Origin of the sequence: Promicromonospora sp. AC04, from assembly GCF_003058225.1 — a bacterium.
GTDB lineage: Bacteria > Actinomycetota > Actinomycetes > Actinomycetales > Cellulomonadaceae > Promicromonospora.
Map to the genome: position 1 here is coordinate 183186 of NZ_QBUG01000009.1, position 23560 is coordinate 206745.

18 protein-coding genes and 1 riboswitch are annotated in these 23560 nt (G+C 72.5%); of the genes, 10 read left to right on the forward strand and 8 right to left on the reverse strand.

Annotated features, from left to right (window positions below):
- Nucleotides 1-125: 125 nt before the first annotated feature.
- The 5 genes from coaD to mutM all read left to right on the forward strand — a co-directional run bounded on the left by coaD (nt 126) and on the right by mutM (nt 3425).
- Complete coding sequence (gene coaD / locus C8K30_RS22385) at nt 126-638, forward strand: pantetheine-phosphate adenylyltransferase (RefSeq protein WP_108495102.1); 513 nt, start codon at nt 126-128, stop codon at nt 636-638.
- 179 nt (nt 639-817) lie between these two features.
- The gene (locus C8K30_RS22390; RefSeq protein WP_199230655.1) at nt 818-1375 is read left to right on the forward strand and encodes a DUF177 domain-containing protein; all 558 of its coding nucleotides are present in this window, start codon (nt 818-820) and stop codon (nt 1373-1375) included.
- Between the two features lie 2 nt (nt 1376-1377).
- A complete protein-coding gene (gene rpmF / locus C8K30_RS22395; RefSeq protein WP_108495103.1) occupies nt 1378-1572 on the forward strand; it encodes a 50S ribosomal protein L32 in 195 nt (64 codons plus the stop codon).
- 1 nt (nt 1573) lies between these two features.
- A complete protein-coding gene (gene rnc, locus C8K30_RS22400) occupies nt 1574-2374 on the forward strand; it encodes a ribonuclease III (protein WP_233257370.1) in 801 nt (266 codons plus the stop codon).
- Nucleotides 2367-3425, forward strand: coding sequence for a bifunctional DNA-formamidopyrimidine glycosylase/DNA-(apurinic or apyrimidinic site) lyase (gene mutM, locus C8K30_RS22405; RefSeq protein WP_108495104.1), 1059 nt, complete (start codon nt 2367-2369; stop codon nt 3423-3425). The genes rnc and mutM overlap by 8 nt, the downstream gene beginning before the upstream one ends.
- 130 nt (nt 3426-3555) lie before the next feature.
- Here the strand turns inward: mutM and C8K30_RS22410 are convergent, their stop codons facing one another.
- A complete protein-coding gene (locus C8K30_RS22410) occupies nt 3556-4533 on the reverse strand; it encodes an NAD(P)-dependent oxidoreductase (RefSeq protein ID WP_108495246.1) in 978 nt (325 codons plus the stop codon).
- A 110-nt stretch (nt 4534-4643) separates the two neighbouring features.
- Nucleotides 4644-5567 (reverse strand): C40 family peptidase, encoded by a 924-nt coding sequence (locus tag C8K30_RS22415; protein WP_108495105.1) that lies wholly within the window; start codon nt 5565-5567, stop codon nt 4644-4646.
- Nucleotides 5568-5570: 3 nt separating this feature from the next.
- Nucleotides 5571-5746: riboswitch (cyclic di-AMP (ydaO/yuaA leader) on the reverse strand.
- Nucleotides 5747-5865: 119 nt separating this feature from the next.
- Here C8K30_RS22415 and C8K30_RS22420 point away from each other — a divergent pair.
- Entirely contained in the window at nt 5866-7548 is a 1683-nt protein-coding gene (locus tag C8K30_RS22420; protein WP_108495106.1) for an NAD(P)/FAD-dependent oxidoreductase, read from the forward strand.
- Nucleotides 7549-7668: 120 nt separating this feature from the next.
- Here C8K30_RS22420 and C8K30_RS22425 read toward each other — a convergent pair whose 3' ends face one another.
- Genes C8K30_RS22425 through C8K30_RS22440 form a run of 4 tightly spaced genes read right to left on the reverse strand, consistent with a single transcriptional unit; the run spans nt 7669 to nt 14548 of the window.
- Nucleotides 7669-9768, reverse strand: coding sequence for an amino acid ABC transporter ATP-binding/permease protein (locus C8K30_RS22425; RefSeq protein WP_199230642.1), 2100 nt, complete (start codon nt 9766-9768; stop codon nt 7669-7671).
- A complete protein-coding gene (gene cydD / locus C8K30_RS22430) occupies nt 9765-11912 on the reverse strand; it encodes a thiol reductant ABC exporter subunit CydD (protein WP_233257371.1) in 2148 nt (715 codons plus the stop codon). Before cydD ends, C8K30_RS22425 begins: the two co-directional genes overlap by 4 nt.
- A gap of 34 nt (nt 11913-11946) precedes the next feature.
- Nucleotides 11947-12996 (reverse strand): cytochrome d ubiquinol oxidase subunit II, encoded by a 1050-nt coding sequence (cydB, locus tag C8K30_RS22435; protein WP_108495107.1) that lies wholly within the window; start codon nt 12994-12996, stop codon nt 11947-11949.
- Nucleotides 12997-13051: 55 nt separating this feature from the next.
- The gene (locus C8K30_RS22440) at nt 13052-14548 is read right to left on the reverse strand and encodes a cytochrome ubiquinol oxidase subunit I (protein WP_108495108.1); all 1497 of its coding nucleotides are present in this window, start codon (nt 14546-14548) and stop codon (nt 13052-13054) included.
- Between the two features lie 437 nt (nt 14549-14985).
- On the opposite strand from C8K30_RS22440, the gene C8K30_RS22445 reads away from it, so the two are divergent.
- The 3 genes from C8K30_RS22445 to C8K30_RS22455 all read left to right on the forward strand — a co-directional run bounded on the left by C8K30_RS22445 (nt 14986) and on the right by C8K30_RS22455 (nt 20908).
- Nucleotides 14986-18750 (forward strand): Rne/Rng family ribonuclease, encoded by a 3765-nt coding sequence (locus C8K30_RS22445; protein WP_369940867.1) that lies wholly within the window; start codon nt 14986-14988, stop codon nt 18748-18750.
- 197 nt (nt 18751-18947) lie between these two features.
- On the forward strand, nt 18948-20096 hold the full coding sequence (locus C8K30_RS22450) for an acyltransferase (RefSeq protein ID WP_108495110.1): 1149 nt from the start codon (nt 18948-18950) through the stop codon (nt 20094-20096).
- A gap of 125 nt (nt 20097-20221) precedes the next feature.
- On the forward strand, nt 20222-20908 hold the full coding sequence (locus tag C8K30_RS22455) for a GNAT family N-acetyltransferase (RefSeq protein ID WP_233257372.1): 687 nt from the start codon (nt 20222-20224) through the stop codon (nt 20906-20908).
- Here C8K30_RS22455 and C8K30_RS22460 read toward each other — a convergent pair.
- Complete coding sequence (locus C8K30_RS22460) at nt 20893-21543, reverse strand: alpha/beta fold hydrolase (protein ID WP_158281100.1); 651 nt, start codon at nt 21541-21543, stop codon at nt 20893-20895. The genes C8K30_RS22455 and C8K30_RS22460 overlap by 16 nt on opposite strands.
- A 52-nt stretch (nt 21544-21595) precedes the next feature.
- Here C8K30_RS22460 and C8K30_RS22465 point away from each other — a divergent pair, with 52 nt between their 5' ends.
- Nucleotides 21596-22252 carry a thymidine kinase gene (locus C8K30_RS22465; protein WP_108495112.1) on the forward strand — a complete coding sequence of 219 codons (657 nt, stop codon included), beginning with the start codon at nt 21596-21598 and terminating at the stop codon, nt 22250-22252.
- A gap of 66 nt (nt 22253-22318) precedes the next feature.
- On the opposite strand, the gene C8K30_RS22470 is transcribed toward C8K30_RS22465, so the two are convergent.
- The gene (locus C8K30_RS22470) at nt 22319-23428 is read right to left on the reverse strand and encodes an acyl-CoA desaturase (protein WP_233257373.1); all 1110 of its coding nucleotides are present in this window, start codon (nt 23426-23428) and stop codon (nt 22319-22321) included.
- Between the last annotated feature and the right edge of the window lie 132 nt (nt 23429-23560).

The following is a 23560-nucleotide window of genomic DNA, read 5'->3' on the forward strand; positions in this document are numbered from 1 at the left end:
CCGTCAGACACAGGGCCGTCAGACACAGGGCCGTCAGACACAGGGCCGTCGGACACAGGGCCGTCGGACACTGGCCCGTCGGACACTGGCCCGACGGACATACGACCGTCGGATAGCGTGGACGCGTGACCACCGTCGTCTGCCCCGGGTCGTTCGATCCCATCACTCTCGGCCACCTCGACGTGGTGCGCCGCGCTGCCACCATGTTCGACGACGTCATCGTCGGCGTCGCCAAGAACCCCGGCAAGTCCGGCCTGCTCGACCTGGAGACGCGCGCGGAGCTCGTCCGCGCGGCCGTGTTCGGCGCCGCGCAGACCGAGCCCACGATGGCGCGCGTGCACGTCGCCGTCGTGCCGGGACTGCTGGTGGACTTCTGCCGGGAGGCCGGCGCGGTCGCCGTCGTGAAGGGCCTGCGTGGGGGCGCGGACTTCGATGCCGAGCAGCCCATGGCGCTCATGAACCGGCACCTGTCGGGCGTCGAGACGATCTTCCTGCCGGGCGACCAGCGGTACGCGCACATAGCGTCGTCGCTGGTCAAGGACATCGCACGGCACGGCGGCCCGGTCGACGACCTGGTTCCGGCGGGGGTCACGGAGGCCCTGCGGTCCGCACTGGGGCAGCTGCCCACCGGCTCGTGAGGCCTCTCACTCGCCACGGGCGCGCGTGAGGCCCGATCCATGTCGTAGGATTGGCCTTTGGTCCGTGGCGTGAGGTTATGCGCCGGTCCACCCCCCTTCATCGTCCACTCGGGCGCTGCCCCTGTTGGATACTGCCCTCATCGGAGCCTGCTATTTCCCGCGAACCGAACTCGCCGCTCGTGCTCGACACGCACGAGCTCTCTCGGCGTGCCGGATCGATGCGTACGCACAGCATGACCGTGCAGGCGCCGTCGGACCTCGGCACCGCCGTGATCGGTATCCCGGAAGGCTCTGACCTGGAGCTGGACCTGCGGCTCGAATCCGTGATGGAGGGCGTGCTGGTCTCCGGCACGGTCCGCGGCACGGCCAAGGGCGAGTGCAGCCGCTGCCTCGACGACATCACCCGTGAGCTCACGGTCGACGTCACCGAGCTGTTCGCCTACCCCGAGAAGGCCGCTGCGTCGGCCAAGGCGGGGGACGACGACGTAGAGGACGAAGAGTCAGTCCTGAACGAGGACGACATGGCCGACCTGGAGCCTTCGCTTCGGGATTCGGTCGTGACTGCACTACCATTTCAACCGCTGTGCCGGGAGGACTGCCCGGGCCTGTGCTCCGAGTGCGGAGCCCGCCTGGCTGACGACCCCGGTCATCACCATGACGTAGTCGACCCTCGCTGGTCGGCGCTACAGAGCATGCTCGAATCTACGAGCGTGTCGGACGAGACGAAAGAGAGCTAGCCGTGGCTGTTCCGAAGCGCAAGATGTCGCGCAGCAACACCCGTGCGCGTCGCTCGCAGTGGAAGACCACCGCAGCGACCCTCACCACTTGCCCGCAGTGCCAGGGCAACAAGCTGCCGCACACGGCGTGCCCGACGTGCGGCACCTACAAGGGCCGCACGTACCGCGACGCCCTGAAGACCGTTCACGCGGGCTGACGTGGCCAAGGGCGGGACGTCGCCGGCGAGGCCGGAACCTACCGCGCTGCTCGAGAAGCTCGGGGTCCATCTGGACCCCGAGCTTCTTGTGCTGGCACTGACCCACCGGTCGTTCGCGCACGAGGCCGGGGGCATCCCCACCAACGAGCGTCTGGAGTTCCTGGGCGACACGGTGCTGGGGCTGGTGGTCACCGAGGCGCTGTACCGGCGTCACCCGGACCAGTCGGAGGGCGACCTGGCGCGCATGCGCGCCGCGACGGTGTCGCAGCGAGCGCTCGCCGCGATCGCGCGCACCCTCGGCCTGGGCAAGTACGTGCTGCTCGGCAAGGGCGAGATCCGCACGCGCGGCTTCGAGAAGGACTCGATCCTGTCCGACACGGTCGAGGCCCTGATCGGCGCGACCTACCTGTCGCACGGTCTGGAGACCTCCCGCGCGCTGGTGCACCGGCTCGTGGACTCGACGCTCGACGTCGCCGCCGGCCTGGGCGCAGGGCTGGACTGGAAGACGTCGCTTCAGGAGGCCTCCGCCGAGCGCGGCCTGGGCTCACCCGACTACGTCGCCACGTTCGAGGGTCCCGAGCACGCGCGGATCTTCCACTCGACGGTCGTGATCGACGGCGTCACCTACGGCTCCGGCTCCGGCAGCGCGAAGAAGCATGCCGAGCAGGGCGCCGCCGAGGAGACCTACCGGGCCCTGCTGGAGAAGTTCCCGCTGCCCAAGGCCGGGGACGGCGACGCGGCCGCGCCGGGGAGCGGCTCCGGGAACGCCTCCGGGAGCAAGACCCCGGCCTCCGGTGCCTGAGCTTCCCGAGGTCGAGACCGTCCGGGACGGTCTCGACCGCCTCGTCGTCGGCGCAGTGGTGCGCGACGTCGAGGTGTTCCGCGAGTACAGCGTCCGGCGGCACGACGGCGGTCCGGACTCGTTCCGTGACCAGCTCACCGGCCGACGCCTGACGGCCGCGGTGCGCCGCGGCAAGTTCCTCTGGCTGCCGCTCGCGGAGCCCTCCTCACTGCCCGAGCCTGCTCCCGCGGCCGAGTCCGCTCGGGCCGCCAGGTCCTCTACGCCGGCAGAGCCTGCGCCGGTGGCCGAGCCCTCCTCGCCAGCAGAGTCCGCTCCGACGGCCGAGCCAGTCGAGTACCGCCCTGCGGCGGCGCTCCTGGCGCACCTGGGCATGTCGGGGCAGCTGCTGGTGCGCGGTGCGGAAGCGGACCCTGGGGACAACTGGCAGCACCCGCACCTGCGTGTCCGCCTGCATCTGGACGGCGCGCCGTCCGGCGCGCGATACCTCGACTTCGTGGACCAGCGGACGTTCGGGCACCTGAGCGTCCACGACCTGGTGCCCGACGGCGGCGCACTTCCCGCCGGGCACGGCTCGGACCTGCCGGTGCTGCCGGAACCCGTGGCGCACATCGCCCGTGACCTGCTCGACCCGAGCCTCGACCTGGACGATCTCGTGCGGCGGGTGCGCCGCCGTCGGACCCAGGTGAAGCGGGCGCTCCTGGACCAGACCGTAGTGTCCGGCGTGGGCAACATCTACGCCGACGAGGCGCTGTGGCGGGCCAAGGTGCACTGGGCCCGGGCGACCGACAAGCTGAGGGCCGCGGACGTGCGCCGCGTGCTGGAGTCGGCGGCCGAGGTCATGCGCGAGGCACTCGCCCAGGGCGGCACGAGCTTCGACGAGCTGTACGTCAACGTGAACGGGCAGTCGGGATACTTCGACCGGTCGCTGGCGGTGTACGGGCGCGAGAACGAGGAGTGCCGGCGCTGCGGCGCACTGGTGCGCCGCGACGCGTTCATGAACCGTTCCTCGTTCAGCTGCCCGGTCTGCCAGCCCCGCCCGCGCGGCCTCTGACCGCCGGCTGGGCGTCGGGTCCTCTGATGGCCCCAACCGGGGGTTACGAGTCCATCGGCCCGTCGGTGGACTCGTAACCCCCGGTTGGGCAACCGTCAGCACGTGACAGGTTCGGCCGTCTCGTGCCGTCCTACCGTGCGGTGACGTTGCGGAGCTCGCCGCCGGCGCGCCAGGCCGTCAGCTGCTCGGCCAGGAACCGCGCCGCGCCGCGGGGCCGCCCGCCCGCCACGTGCGGCGTCAGGATCAGGTTCGGCACGTCCCACAGCGGCGAGTCCTCGGGCAGCGGCTCGGTCTCCATGACGTCGAGCGCGGCGCCGGCGAGTCGCCCGGTACGAAGGGCGTCGATGAGCGCCGCCTCGTCCACGGTCGCCCCCCGGCCGACGTTGACGAAGCGCGCGGCCGGCGGCAGCAGGCTCAGCAGGCGGGCATCAAGGGCGTGCCGGGTCGCGGGCACGGCCGGCAGCAGCGAGACGAGCAGGTCGGTCTCGGCCAGCAGCGCGTCGAGGCCGCCGGCGTCCACCACGGCGTACCCGGAGCGTTCGCCCGCGCGCGAGGCGACGCCCGTGACCTGCGCGCCGAGCGCGGTCAGCAGGGGCGCCAGCCGCAGGGCGATCGACCCGAAGCCCCAGATCGTCACGCGCGCGCCGTCGAGCGTGTACTCGGGGCCGGTGACCGGGTCCGCCTGGGCGAACGCGATCTCCTTGGCCCAGTGGTGCTCCCGCTGCGCGGCGAGGGAGACGTCGATCCGCCGGACCGTCGCCAGGATCAGGGCCAGGGCGTGCTCGGTGACGGTGTCGTCGTGCAGGGACTGGCCGGAGGAGATGACGACGTCGGGCCCGAACCCGGCGCGCAGCGCGACGTCGGGCCCCGCGGACAGGGTCTGCACCCAGCGCAGCTTCGTGAGCCGGCGGGCGGCGTCGGCGAGCAGCTTGGGCGGGTTGGCCCAGGTGATCAGCGCCTCGGCGTCGGTGTGCTCCTCGGGGACCGGCTCGTTCATCGTGTAGGCGACGACGGTGTCGGTGCCGCCGGGCCCGAAGGAGGCTCCGGCGTCGGGCAGCAGAGACGGGAAGTCGAGGTCGAACGGCACGTCCGGTACGAGGATCTTCACGCCGGGGACGTTACCGGACATGGCCGGTCCACCGAGCACGGGGTGCGTCGCGCTGCTGGGCGCACACCCCGTGCCCGGGGACGGGCAGGTCGGGCCGGCTGGGGGAAGCCTCAGCCCGTCACCCGGATGAACACCGGGTTCGTCTGCCACATCTCGGTGTACTGCACCGGGACACCCTCCTGCTGGGCCTCGACGACCATGCCGTCGCCCGCGTAGAGCGAGACGTGGCCGGACGTCCACACGATGTCGCCCGGCTGGGCGTTCGCGGCGGAGACCTGGTAGCCGACGGTCGCCATCTCGCTGGAGCTGCGCGGGAGGTCGACGCCGAGCTGGGCGTAGACGTAGTTGATCAGGCCGGAGCAGTCGAAGCCCTCGCTGGGGGAGGAGCCCCCGTACACGTAGGGGATGCCCACGTACTCGAGGGCGAGGTTGACTGCCTGCTGGCCGAGGTCGGCGGCCTCCGCGGAGGTCTCCGCGGCTGCGGCGGCTTCCGCCTCCGCTGCGGCCTCGGCTTCCGCTGCGGCCTCGGCCGCGGCCTCGGCGGCTGCGGCAGCCTCCGCTTCGGCCTGTGCCTTGGCCTCGGCTTCGGCCTTGGCGCGAGCCTCGGCCTCTGCCTTCGCCTTGGCCTCGGCGATGCCGGCCTCGGTCTCGGCGTACGGCGTCACGGACACTCGTCCGCGCTCGGCCCAGAAGTCGGCGTCCTGGTTGACCTTGACCTTGGTCACGAGGTTCTCGGCCAGGCCTGCACGGGTAGTGGTGTCGACCGTGTTGCTCACCGGTGTGGCGTTGGCGAGCGTGGCCTGGGTTTGCGTCTCGGCGGGCGCGGTGTGGGCGGTCTGGGTGAAGACCGACGCGAGCATGCCGGACGTGACGACCGCGATGGCGCCGGTACGGGCGGCATTCTCGGCTGCGGTCTGGGTCAGGGCGGTGAAGGGGGTGAGTGCGGGGCCTTCGGCGCGGTGCCGCCCCCGGTTGCTTGGGCGGTCTGTCTGGTCGTCCGCCCAGTCGTGGGTGCGGTCGGTGAGTACGGTCACCAGTGATCTCCTCGGACGCCTACGAAGTGAGCTGTCGGGTTCGGATGGGGAGAGCGATCACCCGGCCTCACAAGGAGGCTTCACCCCAAGGACACTCGCGTGCCCGGCTTACCTGGTTCCCCCGCCCCTGTCACGACGTAGCTGCTCAGGTCCGGTGACAGGGCTCGGCGTCCGGACCTGGACCCCGCCGTTGCTGGCGAGGTGTCACGACCGTACCGGCCTTCCGCGTAAAAGTCACGATTGGGTCACATACCGTCCTGTGATGGAACGTTCTTGGCAATCGCTGCCCCGTGCCACCATGGCGTGCATGCCTGATTCCACGCGCGCCCGGTACGACGTCGTCATCGTGGGTGCCGGTCACAACGGCCTCACCGCAGCGGCCTACGCGGCCCGCGGCGGCCGCTCCGTCCTCGTCCTGGAGCGTGCGGACCACGTCGGCGGCGCGGCCGTCTCGGCCCGGCCCTTCGCCGGCGTGGACGCGCGGCTGTCGCGCTACTCCTACCTCGTCTCGCTCCTGCCGCGCCGGGTGGTCGACGAGCTCGCGCTTCCGATCACGCTCAAGCGCCGCCGCTTCTCCTCGTACACGCCCGTGGCCGACGGCGGCCTCCTCGTCGACACCCAGGACGACGCCGCCACGCGCGCCTCGTTCCGCCGCCTCACCGGCTCCGACGCGGACTTCGAGGCCTGGGGCCGCTTCTACGCGATGACCGCGGAGGTGGCCCGCCGTCTGGCGCCCACGCTCACCGAGCCCCTGCTCCCGCGCTCCGCGGTCCGGGACCTCGTGGCCGACGGCGTGGGCGAGGATGCCTGGCGCGCGCTCTTCGAGGAGCCCCTCGGTGAGGTCCTGCGCCGCACCTTCGCCGACGACGTCGTGCGCGGCGTCGCCGCCACCGACGGCCTGATCGGCACGTTCGCCGACGTCGACGAGCCGTCCCTGCGGCAGAACCGCTGCTTCCTCTACCACGTCATCGGCAACGGGACCGGAGACTGGGACGTGCCGGTGGGCGGCATGGGCACAGTCTCGGGCGCCCTGCACGACGCCGCCGTGGCCGCCGGCGCGACCATCGTCACCTCCGCCACCGTCACCGCAGTGGACCCGGGCGTCTCCGGCGTGGAGGTCGCCTGGACCGACGCCGACGGGCGCACCCAGGGCGTGACCGCCGGGCACGTGCTCGCGGGGTGCGCGCCGACCGAGCTGGACCGGCTGCTGGCCGGCGCCGGCGGGGGCCGCGGCGTGGGCCTCGGCAGCGATGTCGGCCGAACCGCCGATCTCGGTGGCGGCCCCGGTCCGGGCACGCCGGACGGTGCGCCGAACGCCGAGGGCGAGCTCCCGGCGTCGTACCCCGAGGGCGCCCAGCTCAAGGTGAACATGCTGCTGAAGCGCCTGCCCCGGCTGCGTGACGACGTCGACCCCGTCGCCGCGTTCAGCGGGACGCTGCACGTCAACGAGTCCCTGACCCAGCTCCAGGACGCGTACGCGCAGGCCGCCGCCGGGCGCATCCCCGACCTGCCGCCGAGCGAGATCTACTGCCACACGCTGTCCGACCGGACGATCCTCGGCCCGTCGCTCGCCTCGACCGAGGCGCAGACCATCACCCTGTTCGGGCTGCACATGCCGACGCGGCTCTTCCGCGCGGACCCCGACGGCGCCCGCGAGCAGGCCCTGAGGGCCACCCTCGCGTCCCTGAACTCCGTGCTGGCCGAGCCCATCGAGGACGTGCTCGCCCTCGACGCCGACGGCGCGCCCTGCCTGGAGGTGCGCACCCCCGTCGACCTGGAGGGCGACGTCGGGCTGCCGGGCGGGCACATCTTCCACCGCGACCTGACCTGGCCGTTCGCCGAGTCCGACGCCGACGCCGGCCGCTGGGGCGTCGAGACCGACCACCCGCGGGTGCTGCTGGCAGGCGCGGGCGCGCGCCGAGGCGGGGGAGTGAGCGGCATCCCGGGCCGCGCGGCGGCCATGGCGGTGCTGGCCCGCTAACCGCGCTCACACCTCCGCGAGGTCGGCAGTTCGCACCCTGGAGTCGGCAGTTGGCATCGAGATCGGTACAGGCCTGAGCCGACCTCGATGCCAACTGCCGACCTCGCAGGGGAGCGCCGACTACCAGGAGAGCGTCGGCTCGACGCTTTCCTGGGCAGCCGACCAGGCGTAGCCCGGGTCGGTGGCGAGCAGGTGCTCGTGACTGCCGCGGGCAGTGACCCTCGCCGGAGCGCCGGGCGCCTGGTGGGCGCCGTCCGCCAGGAGGAGGACCTCGTCTGCGGCCGCCAGCGGTGTGAGGCGGTGGGTCGCCAGCAGCACGGCCCGGCCGGTCTCGCGGGCGTGGCCGGCGACCGCGCGCACCAGCGCGTCTGCCGTGTCACCGTCGAGGTGCTCGGCGGGTTCGTCCACGAGCAGCACGCGCGCCGGGGACAGGAACGCCCGGGCGATCAGGAGCCGACGGCGCTCGCCGCCCGAGACCGCCGCCGCGTCGGTGCCGACCACGGTGTCCAGGCCCTCCGGCAGGGCGGCGAGCCACGCCCCCAGCCCGACGGCGCCGAGGGCGGTCCGGGCCTCTTCGGGCGTGACGTCACCGCGCGCGACCCGCAGGTTCTCCAGCACAGTGGTGTCGAAGACATGCCCGTCCTCGGCGACGAACAGCGCATCCGGGCGCGTGGTCGGTAGCTCGTCAGAAGATCGGTGGCCGACCTTCTGCCTTTCTGCCGACCACACCGCGCCGCCCACCGGTGGGATCAGCCCGGCCGCCGTCATAAGCAGCGTCGTCTTCCCGACGCCGGACGGCCCGGCCAGCGCGACTACCGACCCCGGCCGCAGCGTGAGGGACACGCCCTCGAGGGCGGTGCGCGGCAGGCCGTCGGCGTCGGGCCAGCCGGCGGCGACGTCATCGAGCACGAGCAGCGCGCCGCCGTCGGCCCCTGCTGGCCCTGTTGCCCGTGCTGTGGCGGCTGGCCCTGCTGCCCCCGCTGTGCCTGCTGCCCCCGCTGCCCCCGCTGCCCCCGCTGCCCCCGCTGTCGGTGCTGTGCCTGCTGTGCCCGCTGTGCGTGCTGTGCCGGCTGGCTCTGCTGCGCCCGCTGCACCGGACGTCCCGGCCGTGCCCGCGCTCGCCGTTCCTGACTCGCCGGAACCCGAGGTCGGTTCGGTGACTCGTGCGTCTGACACGTGGCCCGACGAGCGCTCCGGCGCGTGTGCGGCCGGAAGATCCTCGCGCAGCAGCGCCAGCAGCCGCCGCGCCGCCTCGCGTGACCGGTGCAGCTGGACCGCCGCCGCGGGGAGTCCCGCGGTCGCCTCGAACACGGCGAGCGGCGTCAGCACGACAACGGACAGCGCCTCAACGGACAGCGAGCCCGCCACCGCCGCCGGGATACCGAGCGCCAGCGCGGCGAGCACCGCGAGTCCCTGGGCCAGCGCCCCCAGGGCGGCGGCGAGCCCGGAGGTGCGGGCGCCGTCGTCGGCGACGGCGGACAGGCGCGCGTCCGCGCCGTCCAGGTCGGCCAGCCGTGCGTCGAACCGTCCAGCGACGCGCAGCGGCGCCGACTCCTCCAGGATCTCCAGGGACAGCGCGGTCACCTCGCCGCGCGCGGCGGCCCCTCGCGCCTCGGTCCGGGCCGCCGCACGCGCTGCGAGCCACGGCGTCACGATCCCGGCGAGCGCCAGGCAGAACGCCAGCGCCACGCCCGCGGCCGGCAGGAGCACGCCCAGCAGGATCACCGAACCGAGCGACGTCACCACCGCGACACCCGCGGGCACTATCGCGCGGACCACTACGTCGCCGACGTCGTCGACGTCCTGGCCGATCCGCGCCAGGAGCTCGCCGCGTTTCACCGTGACCGGCCGGTCGTCTGCGGCGAGCCGCTCGTACAGGTTGGCGCGCAGGGCCGCCATGCCGCGCAGGGCGACGTCGTGCGACGCGAGGCGCTCGCAGTAGCGCAGCACGCCGCGTCCGATCCCGAACGCCCGCACCGAGACCACGGCCACCGAGAGCGTGAGCACCGGCGGCATCTGCGACGCCCGCGCGATGAGCCAGGCGGCGACCGCCGCGAGCCCGATCGCGCAGGCCAGCGCCAGGACGCCGAGCCCGATCGCGGCCGCGACCTTGCCCGGCCGGACCTCCAGCATCGGCAGGATGCGCCGCAGCGGATCGTGGCGCGCGTCCCGCGCCGAGAGCGTCGAGCGGGCCGAGCCCTGGGCGAGGGAGGCGTTCATCGTGCCTCCCGATCCGTCACGGGCCCGGTCACGGGTCGGGCGTCAGGCCGGGCATCAGGTCCGGTCATGGGTCGGGCGTCAGGCCGGGCATCAGGTCCGGTCATGGGTCCGGCGTCAGGCCGGGCAACAGGTCCGGCAACAGGTCCGGCAGCAGGCCGGGCAACAGTTCCGGTCATGGGTCCGGCGTCAGGCCGGGCAACAGGCCCCGTCACAGGTCCGGCAGCCGATCCGGCAGCAAGCCCGGCGTCCGGATCCTCTGTCGGACCCGCCGCAGGATCCGGCGCAGCGCGGACGTCGACCACCTGGTCCGCGAGCCCGAGCAGCGACGCCCGGTGCGCGACGACCAGCACGGTCCGGCCGGCATCACGCCAGGCCCGGACGGTGTCGAGCACCGCCTGCTCACCGCGTGCGTCGAGATGCGCCGTCGGCTCGTCGAGGATCACGAGCGGCTTGGTCGCGGCGTCGTCGAGCAGGGCGGACGTGAGCGCGACGCGCTGGCGCTGCCCCACGGACAGCCCCACGCCACCCAGCCCGACCCGCGTGTCCCAGCCCTCGGGCAGCGCCTCGACGACGGCGTCCAACCCAGTAAGCCGCGCCGCCGAGACAAGCGCCCGCTCGGAGTCCGAGTCAGAGTCCGGTTCTGAGACACCGTCCAGCACGACGTCGCGCAGCCGCCCCGGCGGGAGCGTCGGTCGCTGCGGAACCCACGTGAGCCCCGCCCACCAGCCCGCGAGCCCCGCTGCGGACACGTCGGCCAGGTCGTGCAGAGCGCCGTCGTCGAGGGAACCGCGCGGCACCAGCCCGACCCGCCCGGCGTCAGGCGTCAACAGCCCCAGAATCGCCAGCACTGCCGTCGACTTGCCCGACCCGCTGGGCCCCCGCAGCGCGACAACCCGCCCACCCCCGGCCTCACCGGTTCCGAGCGATATCCGCGCAGACAGCCCGGCCGGCGCCAGCACCCCACGCCCACCAGCTCGCACGGACACCCCCTCCAGCACGAGAGCACCGCCAGCCCCATCCATCGGAGGGTTCGCGTCCGCCAAACCCTCCGACCGGACGGAACCAAGCACCGCGAACGCTTTCGAAGCAGCCGCCACCCCATCGACGGAAGCATGAAACTCGGCCCCGACCCGCCGCAGCGGCAGATAAACCTCAGGCGCCAGCACGAGCACAGCGATCGCGGGCTGCAGCAGGATGGCGCCCTCGACGAGCCGCAGCCCCACCCCGACGGCGACGATCGCCACCGACAGTGTCGTCAGCAGCTCGAGCACCATCGAGGAGAGGAACGCGATCCGCAGCGTCCCCATCGTGGCCCTGCTGGAGGCCTCGCCCAGCGCGCGCACCCGCTCGCCCTGCCCGAACGACCGCCCGAAGGCCCGCAGCGTCGGCAGCCCGGCGACCAGGTCGAGCACCTGGGCGCCGAGCCGTTCCACCGTGGCGAGCCGCCGCTCGGAAGTCCCCGCGGTGAGCCGCCCCACGAGCACCATGAACACGGGTACGAGCGGCAGCGTCACGATCACGATCACCGCTGAGACCCAGTCCAGGCCGAGCACCACGCAGACGAGCGCGGGCGTGACCAGCGCCGTCAGCACCAGCTGCGGCACATAGCGCACGAGGTACGGCTCGAGCGCGTCGAGCCCGCGCGTCACGAGGGTCGCCACCTCGGCCTCCGGGCTCGCGCCCCGTCCATTGCCCGACGCCGGAACATCGGCCCCGCCGCCCGACGCCGAAACACTGGCCCCGCCGCCCGACGCCGGAACACCGGCCCCGCCGTCCGCCGTCGTCCCACCGGCCCCGCCGCCCCCTGTCGCCAAGCTAGCCCGCGGCCCGCGCAGCGCCCACGCCTCGACCACCGCGTGCCGCAGCTCGGCGATCGTCCGGGCGGCGGCGCGCAGCGCGTACCGCTCCTGCGCCCAGGCGACGGCGGCCCGCCCTGCGACGACGAGCGCCAGCCCCGCGAACGACCAGGCCATCGCGGGCCCCGACGTGCCGTCCCCGCTCACCACCGGTGCGAGCAGGGCCGCGATGAGCAGGGCCTGCGCGACGATCAGTCCGGCCGCCGCCACGCCGAGCCCGACCGTGAGCGCCACGTACCAGCGGGCCGCGCGGACCTGCTGCAGCAGACGGGGGTCGAGGGGCTTCATGACGCCATGGTCCCGTGCTCGCCCTGAACCTGGTTCAGAACGCCGACTCCTTGATCTTCTTCCAGGTCAGCCCTGCCGGAGCGGGGATGTGGTCCACCGTGAGCCGGCGCCGGAACACCCAGTACGTCCACCCCTGGTACAGGATCACCAGCGGTGTGAGCACCACGGCCACCCAGGTCATGACGGTCAACGTGTACGGGGTCGACGACGCCTCGGCGATGCTCAGCGAAGGGCCCCCGTCCAGGCCGGGCATGACGTCGGGGTACATGGACCCGAAGATCAGCACCACTGCCGCGATGATCGTCACGGCGGAGAGCCCGAACGCCCAGCCCTCGCGCCCCACGCGGTTCGTCAGCACGACGCCGACCAGGGCGAGCGCGGCCACCACCACGACGGCCCACGTCCAGGTGACGGAGAACGCGACCTGCGCCCAGACGGCCCACCCGCCGGCGACCAGCAGGGCCGCGACCGACAGCACGCCGGCGAACCTGCGCGCCCGGGCCCGGATCTCGCCGTCGGTCTTGAGCGCCACGAACACGGAGCCGTGCAGCAGGAACAGCACGAGCGTCGTCAGGCCGCCGAGCAGCGAGAACGGGTTGATCAGGGCCCAGAAACCGCCCACGTACTGGTGCGCCTCGTCCAGCTGGACGCCGCGGACCAGGTTGGCGAACGCCACGCCCCACAGCACGGCGGGCACCCAGGAGCCCACCTGGATCGCGAGGTCGCAGCGGCGCGCCCAGACGGCGTCGGCGATCTTGCCGCGGTACTCGAAGGCGACGCCGCGCACGATGAGCGCGACCAGGATGATCAGCAGCGGCAGGTAGAAGCCGGAGAACAGGGTGGCGTACCACTCGGGGAACGCCGCGAAGGTGGCGCCGCCCGCGGTGAGCAGCCACACCTCGTTGCCGTCCCACACCGGCCCGATGCTGTTCACCAGCACGCGCCGCTCCTTCTCCCGGTGCGCCTTGTCCCCGCGGGGGAGCAGGGACATCAGCATCCCGACGCCGAAGTCGAACCCCTCGAGCACGAGGTACCCGGTCCAGAGGACCGCGATGATAAAGAACCACACGAGTGCGAGGTCCACGGTCACGTCCTTGTCTCAGTCTGTGTCTAGGTCTGTGTCTGAGTCGTTCAGGGGGTCAGTAGGCGAACGAGAGCGGCCGGTCGGAGTCGTCGTCCGCGGCCTCGGGCGACTCGTCGCGGACCGTCGTGGGCACGCCCTCGATCGCGTACCGGTGCATGAGGCGGTACCAGATCACGGCGAGCGCGCCGTAGAGCAGGGTGAAGACGATCATCGAGGTGAGCACCATGCCGGGACTCACCACCTCTGAGACGCCGCGCATGGTGAGCAGCCGGATCTGGTCGATGCCCGTGGGGTTCGGGGCCACCACCCAGGGCTGGCGCCCCATCTCGGTGAAGATCCACCCGAACGACGAGGCGAGGAACGGCGTGGGGATCGCTGCGATCCCGATGCGGGCAAGCCACTTGTTGTCGCTGACCCGGCCGCCGCGGGTGAACCAGAGGGCGGCCAGGGCGAGCAGCACGGACCCGGCGGCGAACCCGATCATGAGCCGGAAGCTCCAGTAGGTGACGGCGAGGTTCGGCGTGTACGAGATGGGGTTACCGGCATCGTCGGTCTCGCCGAACCGCTCGGAGTACTGCTCCTGCACGTCGTTGACGCCGGGCAGGAAGCTCTCCGGCCCGGAGAAGTGGCCGGTGCCGAGGTAGCTGGCCAGGCCGGGCACCTCCAGGATGTGCCGCACGCCCTCGCACGAGTTGGACAGGTCGCCGATCGTGAGGATCGAGAAGTTCGCCGCCTCCTCGCCCTCGCACAGCGCCTCGGCCGACGCCATCTTTCCCGGCTGCTGCTCGAACATCAGCTTGCCCTGGGCATCGCCCGTCAGCGCGACGCCGACGCCCGCGACCAGCATGACGACGGTGCCCAGGATCACGGCGGGGCGGTACACGTTCCGGGCCAGCTCGATCGACTCCGCCCGCTTGGTCCGGGCCAGCCGCACCATCCACCACGCGGCGATCCCGGCCACGAAGGTCCCGGCCGTGAGGAACGCCGCCGCCACCGCGTGCGGGAAGGCCGCCCACAGCGTGTTGTTGGCGAGGATCACCCAGATGGACTCCATCTCGGCGCGGCCGGTCTCGGGGTTGTACCGGGCGCCGACCGGGTGCTGCATCCACGAGTTGGCGGCCAGGATGAAGAAGGCCGACAGGTTCACGGCGACGGCGACCGCCCAGATGCAGGCCAGGTGCAGGCGCTTGCTCAGCCGGTCCCAGCCGAAGATCCACAGGCCGAGGAACGTCGACTCCACGAAGAACGCGGCGAGGGCCTCCATGGCGAGCGGGGCGCCGAACACGTCGCCGACGAACCGGGAGTACTCGCTCCAGTTCATCCCGAACTGGAACTCCTGCACGATGCCCGTGACGACGCCGAGCGCGAAGTTGATCAGGAAGAGCTTCCCGAAGAACTTCGTCAGCTTGAGCCACCGCTCGTTCCCCGTCCGGACCCAGGCCGTCTGCATGATCGCCACCAGGGGCGCGAGCCCGATCGTGAGCGGCACGAAGATGAAGTGATAGACGGTGGTGATGCCGAACTGCCAGCGTGCCAGGTCGAGAGCTTCCACTCCGGGCTCCTGTGATGTCTCCGAACGGCTCTGTCCCTCTGGACGCTAGGCCTGATGTGGCAGGTCCGCGCGTTGTCGCGGGGCGAATCCGTCGCTTGTGAATGTCTTCACAAGGCACTGTACACGGATGTTCCCGGACGTTGGACCACGGCTCCGGCTCAGGCAGGGCAGGCCCGATCTCTTGTGCGATACTGGACGAACCCGCGCAGGCCCACATCCCTGCGCGGCCTGCAGAGTCCAACACTGCCCGCGATCCGCACGCGGTGCCGCTGTCACGACAGAACGTGGCCGCAGGCGTCCGCGAAGATCGCAGGAACAGGGCCGCAGCCGAGACTTCCGTCCAGGTGTGTCGCTTCGCCGCGATGCATCCGCCGGACGACCGACCGCTTGGCGGTCCGCGTGGTGTGGAGCGGACGCCGGCTACAGGAGCACCCAACGTGACGCCTTCCAGCACCACCGGTTCGACCATCGGGTCACAGGATGATCACGACGCACCTGAGGCGAACGCCCAGGTCACCACTGGTGGGGAGGCTCCGGCGGAATCGACGCCGACCAAGCGCCCGCGTCGTCGGGCCACCCGGTCCGTCGTCTCGACGGCGGCCGTCGAGCCCATCGTCGTCGGTTCGTCCGACACCTCCGCGGCCCCGGCCGAGGCCCAGCCCGTGACCACGGCCGGCACCGCCGCCGTGGCGACCTCCGCGGGCTCCGCCGCCGAGCCGACCGCCAAGCGCCCTCGTCGTCGGGCCACGCGTGGCGTGTCCTCGCCCACGGCTCCCGAGCCGGCTGCGGCGCCCGCCACCGAGCCGACGGCGGCCGAGCCGGTCGCCGCCGAGCCCGCCCCGGCGGAGGCGCTCGCGCCGACTGAGACGGAAATCACTGCCGACGTCGCCGTCGGCACCGAGCCCGAGGCCACCGTGCCCGAGCCGGTCGACGCGGCCGAGCCTGAGACGACCGAGCCTGAGCCGGCCGACACGACCGAGCCCGAGGTTGCGGCCGAGGAGCCCGCCCCGCTCGACATCGTGCTCCCGGAGCCCGTGGCGACCGGCGAGGCCCCGGTCCGCGAGGTCGCGAGCCTCGACGACATCGTCCTCCCCGGCGGCCCGGCGGCGGAGCCCGTCGCGCAGGCCGAGAAGGCCGCGCCGAAGCGCCGCACCCGCAAGAAGGCCGAGGCGACTGAAGCGGCCGACACCGTGGAGCCGGCCGCCGAGCCCGCCCCCAAGCGCGCCCGGTCGCGCCGCAAGCCCGCCTCGGCCGAGCCGGCCGTGGAGCCGTTCGCCGAGACGACGCCGGTCGAGGAGGCCCTGGCGGCGTCCGCAGCTGAGGTGTCGGCCGAGGAGGCCCCGGCCGAGCCCGCCTCGAGGACCCGCGCGCGCCGCGGCCGTCGTCCGGCGGACGAGCCCGCGGAGGCGCCCGCGGCCGAGGCGCCGGCGGCGCCCGCGCAGCCTGCGTCGACCGCCGCGACGACCTCGGGCACGCGCGTCCCGCGCCTCGCCACGACGGCGCTGCTCTTCCAGGCGCCGGACGAGTCGGCGGCGCGCCGTTCGCGCCGCGCACAGGCTCCCGCCGGGCCGCCGCGCCCGCAGGACCTGACGCCGCAGTTCGCCCGCCCGATCGCTCGCCCCGTCGAGCCGGTCGCTGCCGAGCCGGCACCCCGGGCCGCCGAGCCCGTCGCCGAGGCGCCCGCAGAGGCCCGCGCCGAGGCCCAGCCGGAGACCACCGCGGAGCCCCGCACGCGCAGGTCCGGGTCCCGCCGGGCCGTGCGCCGCACGGGCCCGAGCGCCGAGCCGGCCGCTCGGCCCAGCGCCGAGGACATCGCGCCGAGCCGCACGCGGACCGACGCGGACGCCGAGCCCACGGGCGACGACGCCGGCGAGACGCCCCGCGACGCGATCGTCCCGGCGACCCCGCAGTTCGTCGCCGCCGAGCTGAGCGAGGACGACGCGGCCGCCGTGGAAGAGGTCGGCGCGATCGAGGACGAGCTGGCCGCCGAGGGCATCGAGCTCGAGGAGCTCGCCCCGGCGGACTTCGAGGAGTACGACGACGAGGAGGTGCGCCCGTCGCGCCGCCGTCGTCGTCGGGGTGGACGGGGTCGCCGCGGCGGCCGCGCGAACCGGTCGGACGACATGGACGACTCCGCTGACGAGGACCAGGACGACGACTCCGAGGAGGACGCGCAGGCGTCTGCCGACGAGGAGGAGGGCGACGCCGAGGACGCGGCCCAGGACGCCGAGGGCGAGAGCGACGGTGAGGGCGGCAGCCGCCGTCGTCGCCGGCGCCGCCGGGGTACCCGGGGCGAGCGTGCCGAGGCCGCCGCCGTCCGGTCGAGCCGGAGCGACTCGGGCCGCAGCGACGAGGTCACCGCGCTCAAGGGCTCCACGCGCCTCGAGGCGAAGCGTCAGCGTCGCCGCGAGGGTCGCGACCACGGACGGCGCCGCCAGATCATCACCGAGGCCGAGTTCCTGGCCCGCCGCGAGTCGGTGCAGCGGTCGATGATCGTGCGCGAGAAGGACGGCCGCACGCAGATCGCGGTGCTGGAGGACGGCGTGCTCGTGGAGCACTACGTCTCGCAGCAGTCGCAGGCGTCGATGGCCGGCAACGTGTACCTGGGCCGCGTGCAGAACGTGCTGCCGTCCATGGAGGCCGCGTTCGTCGACGTCGGCAAGGGCCGCAACGCCGTGCTGTACGCGGGCGAGGTCAACTGGGACGCGGCCGGTCTTGAGGGCCAGCCGCGCCGGATCGAGCAGGCGCTGAAGTCGGGCGACTCGGTGCTCGTGCAGGTCACCAAGGACCCGATCGGCCACAAGGGTGCCCGGCTCACGAGCCAGGTCACCCTGGCCGGCCGCTACCTGGTGTTCGTGCCGGGCGGCGGTATGACCGGCATCAGCCGCAAGCTGCCCGACACCGAGCGGTCGCGCCTGAAGAAGATCCTCCGCGAGGTGGTCCCCGAGGGTGCGGGCGTCATCGTGCGCACCGCTGCCGAGGGGGCGAGCGAGGACGAGCTGCGCGCCGACGTCGAGCGCCTGCAGGGCCAGTGGGACGCCATCCAGGCCAAGGCCAAGAAGGCGAACGCCCCGGCCCTGCTCCAGGGCGAGCCGGACATGGCGATCCGCGTGGTCCGTGACATCTTCAACGACGACTTCTCGTCGCTCGTGGTGCAGGGCGAGGGCGCGTGGGACGAGATCGCGCACTACGTCGAGGAGCTCGCCCCGGACCTGCGCGAGCGCGTGTCCAAGTGGGCCGAGAACACCGACGTGTTCCACGTGCACCGCGTGGACGAGCAGCTCGCCAAGGGCATGGACCGCAAGGTCTGGCTGCCTTCCGGCGGCTCGCTGGTCATCGACCGCACCGAGGCCATGACGGTCGTGGACGTCAACACCGGCAAGTTCACCGGTGCGGGCGGCACGCTCGAGGAGACCGTCACGCGGAACAACCTCGAGGCGGCCGAGGAGATCGTGCGCCAGCTCCGGCTGCGCGACATCGGCGGCATCATCGTCATCGACTTCATCGACATGGTGCTCGAGTCCAACCGTGACCTGGTGCTGCGCCGCCTGGTCGAGTGCCTCGGCCGGGACCGCACCAAGCACCAGGTGGCGGAGGTGACGTCGCTCGGTCTGGTCCAGATGACGCGCAAGCGTGTGGGCCAGGGCCTCGTGGAGGCGTTCTCCGAGACGTGCGAGCACTGCAAGGGCCGCGGGTTCATCGTGCACGACGAGCCGATCGAGAAGTCGGGCAACGGTGTGGGTTCAGGCGGCGCTCCGGCGTCGGCCGAGGAGAGCCCGCGCACGGCGCGTTCGCGCCGCAAGCGCGGCAAGGACGTCAAGGAGAAGTCGGCCCCGCTGCTGGAGCCGGCGGCGCCGGTCGCCAGCCTGCCCGAGGAGCGTTCCGAGGCCCGCGAGGCCGTCAAGGCCACGCTCGCCACGATCGCGGCCGCGGCGCAGCACGCGCACGAGACGAAGGACGCTTCGGAGGACGGTCCCGCGTCCCTGGACGAGATCCAGCTGCCCGCCGGGGACTCGGCCGCGGCCGCTCCGTCCGGCTTCGCCGCTTCGTCGACGTCGGGCGGCTCGCCCGGCTCTCCGGACTCACCCGACTCCACTGACTCGGCGGCGGACGCCGCACGGTCGGCAAGCGATGCGCCGGAGGGGGGCTCCGGCACTGGGCAGCCGGAACCGCCCAAAGGAGCCGGCGACGAGGTCGCCTAAGCAGAAGGGTTTCTGGGCGCGGCTCCTGGGCCGCTGACCTGATCCCGACGAGGGTCGCCACCGAGAGGTGGCGGCCCTCGTTTTTTGCGCCCGGAGCCCTCCTCGCCAAATCTGCTTGCGGGCGGTCGACGTTCTATGGTTCATTAGTCGAGTAACGAACCAACGAAGTAGATCGCCGGCGATGACTGGAGACCGAGATGACAACGACCGCCGCGAGGCCGACAACCACCCGCCTGGGGTACGTCGACAACCTGCGGATCCTGCTGACCGTGCTGGTCCTGGCGCACCACAGCGCCGTGACCTACGGCGCGCTCCCGATCTGGTACTGGACCGAGCCGAGCGACAGCCCCTCGGGCATCGCGCTGATGCTGTTCGTGATCGTCAACCAGTTCTACTTCATGGGCTTCTTCTTCCTGCTCTCCGGCCTGTTCACCCCCGGGTCGGTGGACCGCAAGGGGCCGGGCGCCTTCGCCCGGGACCGGCTGATCCGCCTCGGGGTCCCGCTGGTGGCGTTCTGGCTGGTGGCGCGGCCGGTACTGTCGCTTCCGCAGTGGCCGGACCGCAGGGCGCAGGGGGAGTCGTTCCTGCAGTTCTGGTTCACCGTGGGCGACGTCGGACCGCTGTGGTTCGTCGAGGTGCTCCTGGTGATGTCGCTCGCGTACGCCGCCTTCCGTGCGCTTCGCGCCCGGTCCGCCGCCCGGACCGAGGTGGCCGACGCCGGGGCGCGCACCGTGGTCGATGCCGAGCCCCGCCCCGTCAGCTTCCGCACGATCGCCGGGCTCGTGGCGCTGCTGACGGTCGTGTCGTTCCTGTGGCGGCTCGTGGTGCCGACCGGAACCTACTGGACGGCCGTCGGGCTGCCCTCGCCGGCGTACCTGCCGCAGTACGTGATCCTCTTCGTGGTCGGCCTGCTGGCGACCCGGCGCGGGTGGCTCGCCGCGCTCACCGGGCGGCAGGGCCGGGTGGCGCTGGTCGTGGCGCTCGTCAGCGTGGGACTGGCGCTCGGAACGGTCGCCCTCGCGACGGCGCCCGGCGCCGGGGCCCTTGCCCTGCTGGGCGCCAGCCTTGCCGAGAACGTCTTCGCGGTGAGCGCGATCGTCGCGCTGCTGGTGCTGTTCCGGGAGAAGTTCTCCGGTCAGCCCGCGTGGGCGAGGCTCGCCGCGCAGAACTCGTTCGCGGTGTACGTGATCCACCCGTTGGTGCTGGTCGGCGTCGCGATGCTCTTCGCGCCGCTGGTCGCCCCGGCGGGCGTTAAGTTCCTGATCCTCATGGTGCTAGCGGTGCCGCTGTGCTGGGGGTTCGCCTACCTGCTGCGACGCATCCCGGGCGTGGCGCGGGTGCTGTAGCACGCGGGTCAGGCGATGTCCGCTTCCACCAAGCACTTGGGCATGCTCCCGGACCGGAAAGCATGCCCAAGTGCTTGGTGGAAAAGGACTTCCGGCGGGACCGGGGCTCGGCGAGGATCAGGCGCGTGACATCCGAGACTTACGCCCGCTCCGTGACTCCCGGCGGAATGGTCGTGACCCTCCGCGGCTGGACCGGTCCTGACCTCGACGCCTATCGCGCATGGTTGCGCCCCGAGCACGACTGGCATCGTTGGGACGGCCCCTACTACCCGGTCCCGACCGGCGAGCAAGCCGATGTCCTGGTCGCGAAGCTGGCCCGGAGCAACGATCTGACGTGGCCGACGACAGCAGCTCCGACGTCGGGGCCTGCCGCGCCGGCGTCCGCCGCACCGCCGGACGCGCCGACGTCAGATCCCGAGAGCCTGCCGCCCGGCCGGCTCGTCGTCGACGTCGGTGGCGAGCTGGTCGGGACCGTCGCCTGGTACTGGGAGTCGCGCGAGACGGAATGGGCCCGCTTGGGCGTCACCGTGTACGACCCGGCGGAACGCGGCCGGGGGATCGGGCGTGCGGCTCTGTCCCTGTGGACGTCGTTCCTGTTCCAGCGCACGCCGTGGGTGCGGCTGGACTTCGCTACATGGTCCGGCAACCGGGCGATGCTCGGTGTCGGCCGGGCACTGGGCTTCGTGGAGGAGGCGCGGTTCCGGCAGGCCAGGGTCGTCGACGGCGTCCGCCACGACTCGGTGGTCATGGGTGTGCTGCGGGACGAGTGGCGCGAGCTGCCGGGGCGTCGGCCGGGCTACAGCCCGGCGTAGAAGTCGGCGATGGTCCGGGAGAAGAGCTCCGGAAACTGTTGGTTCCACGGGTGGCCGGCGCGCGGGATCATGCGGAGCTCGGCGTTCGGGATCGTCGCGGCGAGCTCCCGGGCCGGCGCGATGTTGGCGAGGTCGCGGCTGCCGCACAGCACGAGGGTCGGCGCCTGGATGCTCGCCAGCCCGTCGCGGAAGTTCACGTCCGCGATCACCTCGAGGGCGCCGAGCCACTGCGCCTTGGTCATCGCCATGCCCGCGGCGGTGCTCTCCGGCAGCATCCGGACGATGGCGCGCTGGATCAGCATGAGGGCGGGCGGCGGGCGCACCTGGCTGCCCGAGAGCACGAGGGAGGCGACCCGCTCGGGAAAGTCGAGCGCGAGCTGGGTGGCCGTCATCGCGCCGAGCGACAGCCCGCAGACATGAGCGCGTTCGACGCCGTGCTCGTCGAGCAGGTCGCGCAGGGAGCGCGTCGCACCCGCGAACGTGAACCTGCCGGGCGTCGCCGCCTGGTCGAGCCCGGGGATGTCCGGGGCCAGGCCGGTGAGCCCGGCGGGCAGCGCGCTCAGCTGCGCCTCCCACGGATCGGCGCCGGCGCCCAGCCCGGGCAGGAACAGCACGGTATCGACGTCGGTGTCCATGCCGATCAACTTAGCGGGGCCGGTCAAGCTGACGAATGCTTGACTGGATCCTATGAAAGACGGCCTGGGCGCTGGGCGCCTCGAGGTGATCGCCGGTCCCATGTTCGCGGGCAAGTCCGAGGAGCTGCTGCGGCGGGTGCGCCGCGCCCGGATCGCGCGGCGCGGTGTGCTGCTGGTGAACCATGCCCTGGACACCCGGCGGGGGACCGGCCGCGTCACGTCGCACTCGGGGGCGGGCCTGCCGTCGCACGCGGTGTCGGACGCCGCGGAGATCCCCGCCCTGCTCGACGCCGACCCCGCAACCGACCCCGCAACCGACGCCGAGACCGTCACCGAGACCGAGCTCGTCGCCATCGACGAGGCTCAGTTCTTCGGCGTCGGCCTCGTGCCCGTGGTCTCGGAGCTCGCGGACCGCGGTCTCGTGGTGGTCGTCGCGGGGCTGTCGGTCACGTTCGACGGGCAGCCCTTCGCGCCCCTGCCCGAGCTCATGGCGCTCGCCGAGTCCGTTGAGAAGCTCACCGCGGTGTGCTCCGTCTGCGGCGCGGACGCCGCGTTCCACGCCCGGGTGCCGGGAGCGCCGTCGGCGTCGGACCCCATCCCCGCCGAGCCCACCCACCCCGGCGACGCGCTCGTGCCGGTCGCGGCGCACGTGGGTGGGTCGGAGTCGTACGAGGCGCGCTGCCGCAGGCACAACGCCCCCACTCGCTGAGTGCTGGCCATCTGTCGGGTCAGGTGCTGCCGGCCCGACAAATAGCCAGCTCTCGGCGAGGCCGGCTCAGACCTTGCGCATCAGCTTGTACTGCGGGCAGTCGAACGGGTCGCGCGCGGCGAGCCCCACCCGGTTGAGGTAGTTGACGACGATCAGGTACGACTGGGCCAGGCTCGTCTCGGTGTAGGGGATACCGAGGTTCGCGCAGTGCTCCCGGACGATCTCGGCGGTCCGGATGAGGTGGGGGCGCGGCATGCTCGGGAACAGGTGGTGCTCGATCTGGAAGTTGAGCCCGCCCATGAGGATGTTCATGAACCACCCGCCGCGGATGTTCCGCGAGGTCAGGACCTGCTTGGACAGGAAGTCGATGCGGCTGTCCGCGGGGATGATCGCCATGCCCTTGTGGTTGGGCGCGAACGACGCACCCATGTAGACGCCGAACACGGCCATCTGCACGCCGAAGAACGCGAAGGCCAGCCCGGGCGGCAGTGCCCAGAACAGGATCGCGATGTAGGCGGAGAGCCGGACCGTGATGATGACGAGCTCGCGGATGCGAGCCCGCAGGGTCTCGGGCGGCCCCTGGAACAGCGAGCGGATCGACGTGACGTGCAGGTTCAGGCCCTCGAGCGTGAGCAGGGGGAAGAACAGCCAGCCCTGGTACCGGTTGATCCACCGCTTGAGCCCGCGGTTCTGCCGGACGCCGTCCTCGGTGAACGCGATCGTGTCGTTCGCGATGTCCGGGTCCTTGTCGACCTTGTTCGGGTTGGCGTGGTGCCGGGTGTGCTTGTTCATCCACCACGAGTAGCTGATGCCGACCACCGCGTTGGCGAGGAGGCGGCCCACGCGGTCGTTGCGCGGCCCGGACTCGAAGACCTGGCGGTGCGACGCCTCGTGCGCCACGAACGCGAACTGCGTCAGCACCAGGCCGAGCGCCCCGGCCATCAGGAGCTGGAGCCAGGAGTCGCCCAGCAGTACGAACCCGGTGACGATCCCGCCGAACGCGACAGTGAGCGCGGCGAGGGTCCAGGCGTAGTAGTGGTGAGCCCGGTGGAGCAGCCCTGCGTCGCGCACGGTACGTGCCAGCGACGAGTAGGTGCTGGTCACCGGCTCGGCGTCGGGATCGCGGGGCTTGGTCGGGCGGAAGCCGTCGCGAACGATAGGGGCAGCTTGGGCCATGTGGTCCTCACATGCTCGGGTTCGACTTCCCAGCCGTGGAGTTGGACGGTTCGCCCATCATGCAGATGGCCCCGAGCCTACGGGACCGTAGGTTACGGCCGCGAGGGGCAGTTGTGGATGCCTCGCGAAGGG

Coding starts and splice junctions, on each gene's coding strand:
- C8K30_RS22420 (WP_108495106.1), top strand. CDS start 5,866: ATGGCGTGCATGCCTGATTCCACGCGCGCCCGGTACGACGTCGTCATC.
- C8K30_RS22425 (WP_199230642.1), bottom strand. CDS start 9,768: ATGAACGCCTCCCTCGCCCAGGGCTCGGCCCGCTCGACGCTCTCGGCG.
- cydD (WP_233257371.1), bottom strand. CDS start 11,912: ATGAAGCCCCTCGACCCCCGTCTGCTGCAGCAGGTCCGCGCGGCCCGC.
- C8K30_RS22450 (WP_108495110.1), top strand. CDS start 18,948: ATGACAACGACCGCCGCGAGGCCGACAACCACCCGCCTGGGGTACGTC.
- C8K30_RS22460 (WP_158281100.1), bottom strand. CDS start 21,543: ATGGACACCGACGTCGATACCGTGCTGTTCCTGCCCGGGCTGGGCGCC.
- C8K30_RS22465 (WP_108495112.1), top strand. CDS start 21,596: ATGAAAGACGGCCTGGGCGCTGGGCGCCTCGAGGTGATCGCCGGTCCC.
- C8K30_RS22470 (WP_233257373.1), bottom strand. CDS start 23,428: ATGGCCCAAGCTGCCCCTATCGTTCGCGACGGCTTCCGCCCGACCAAG.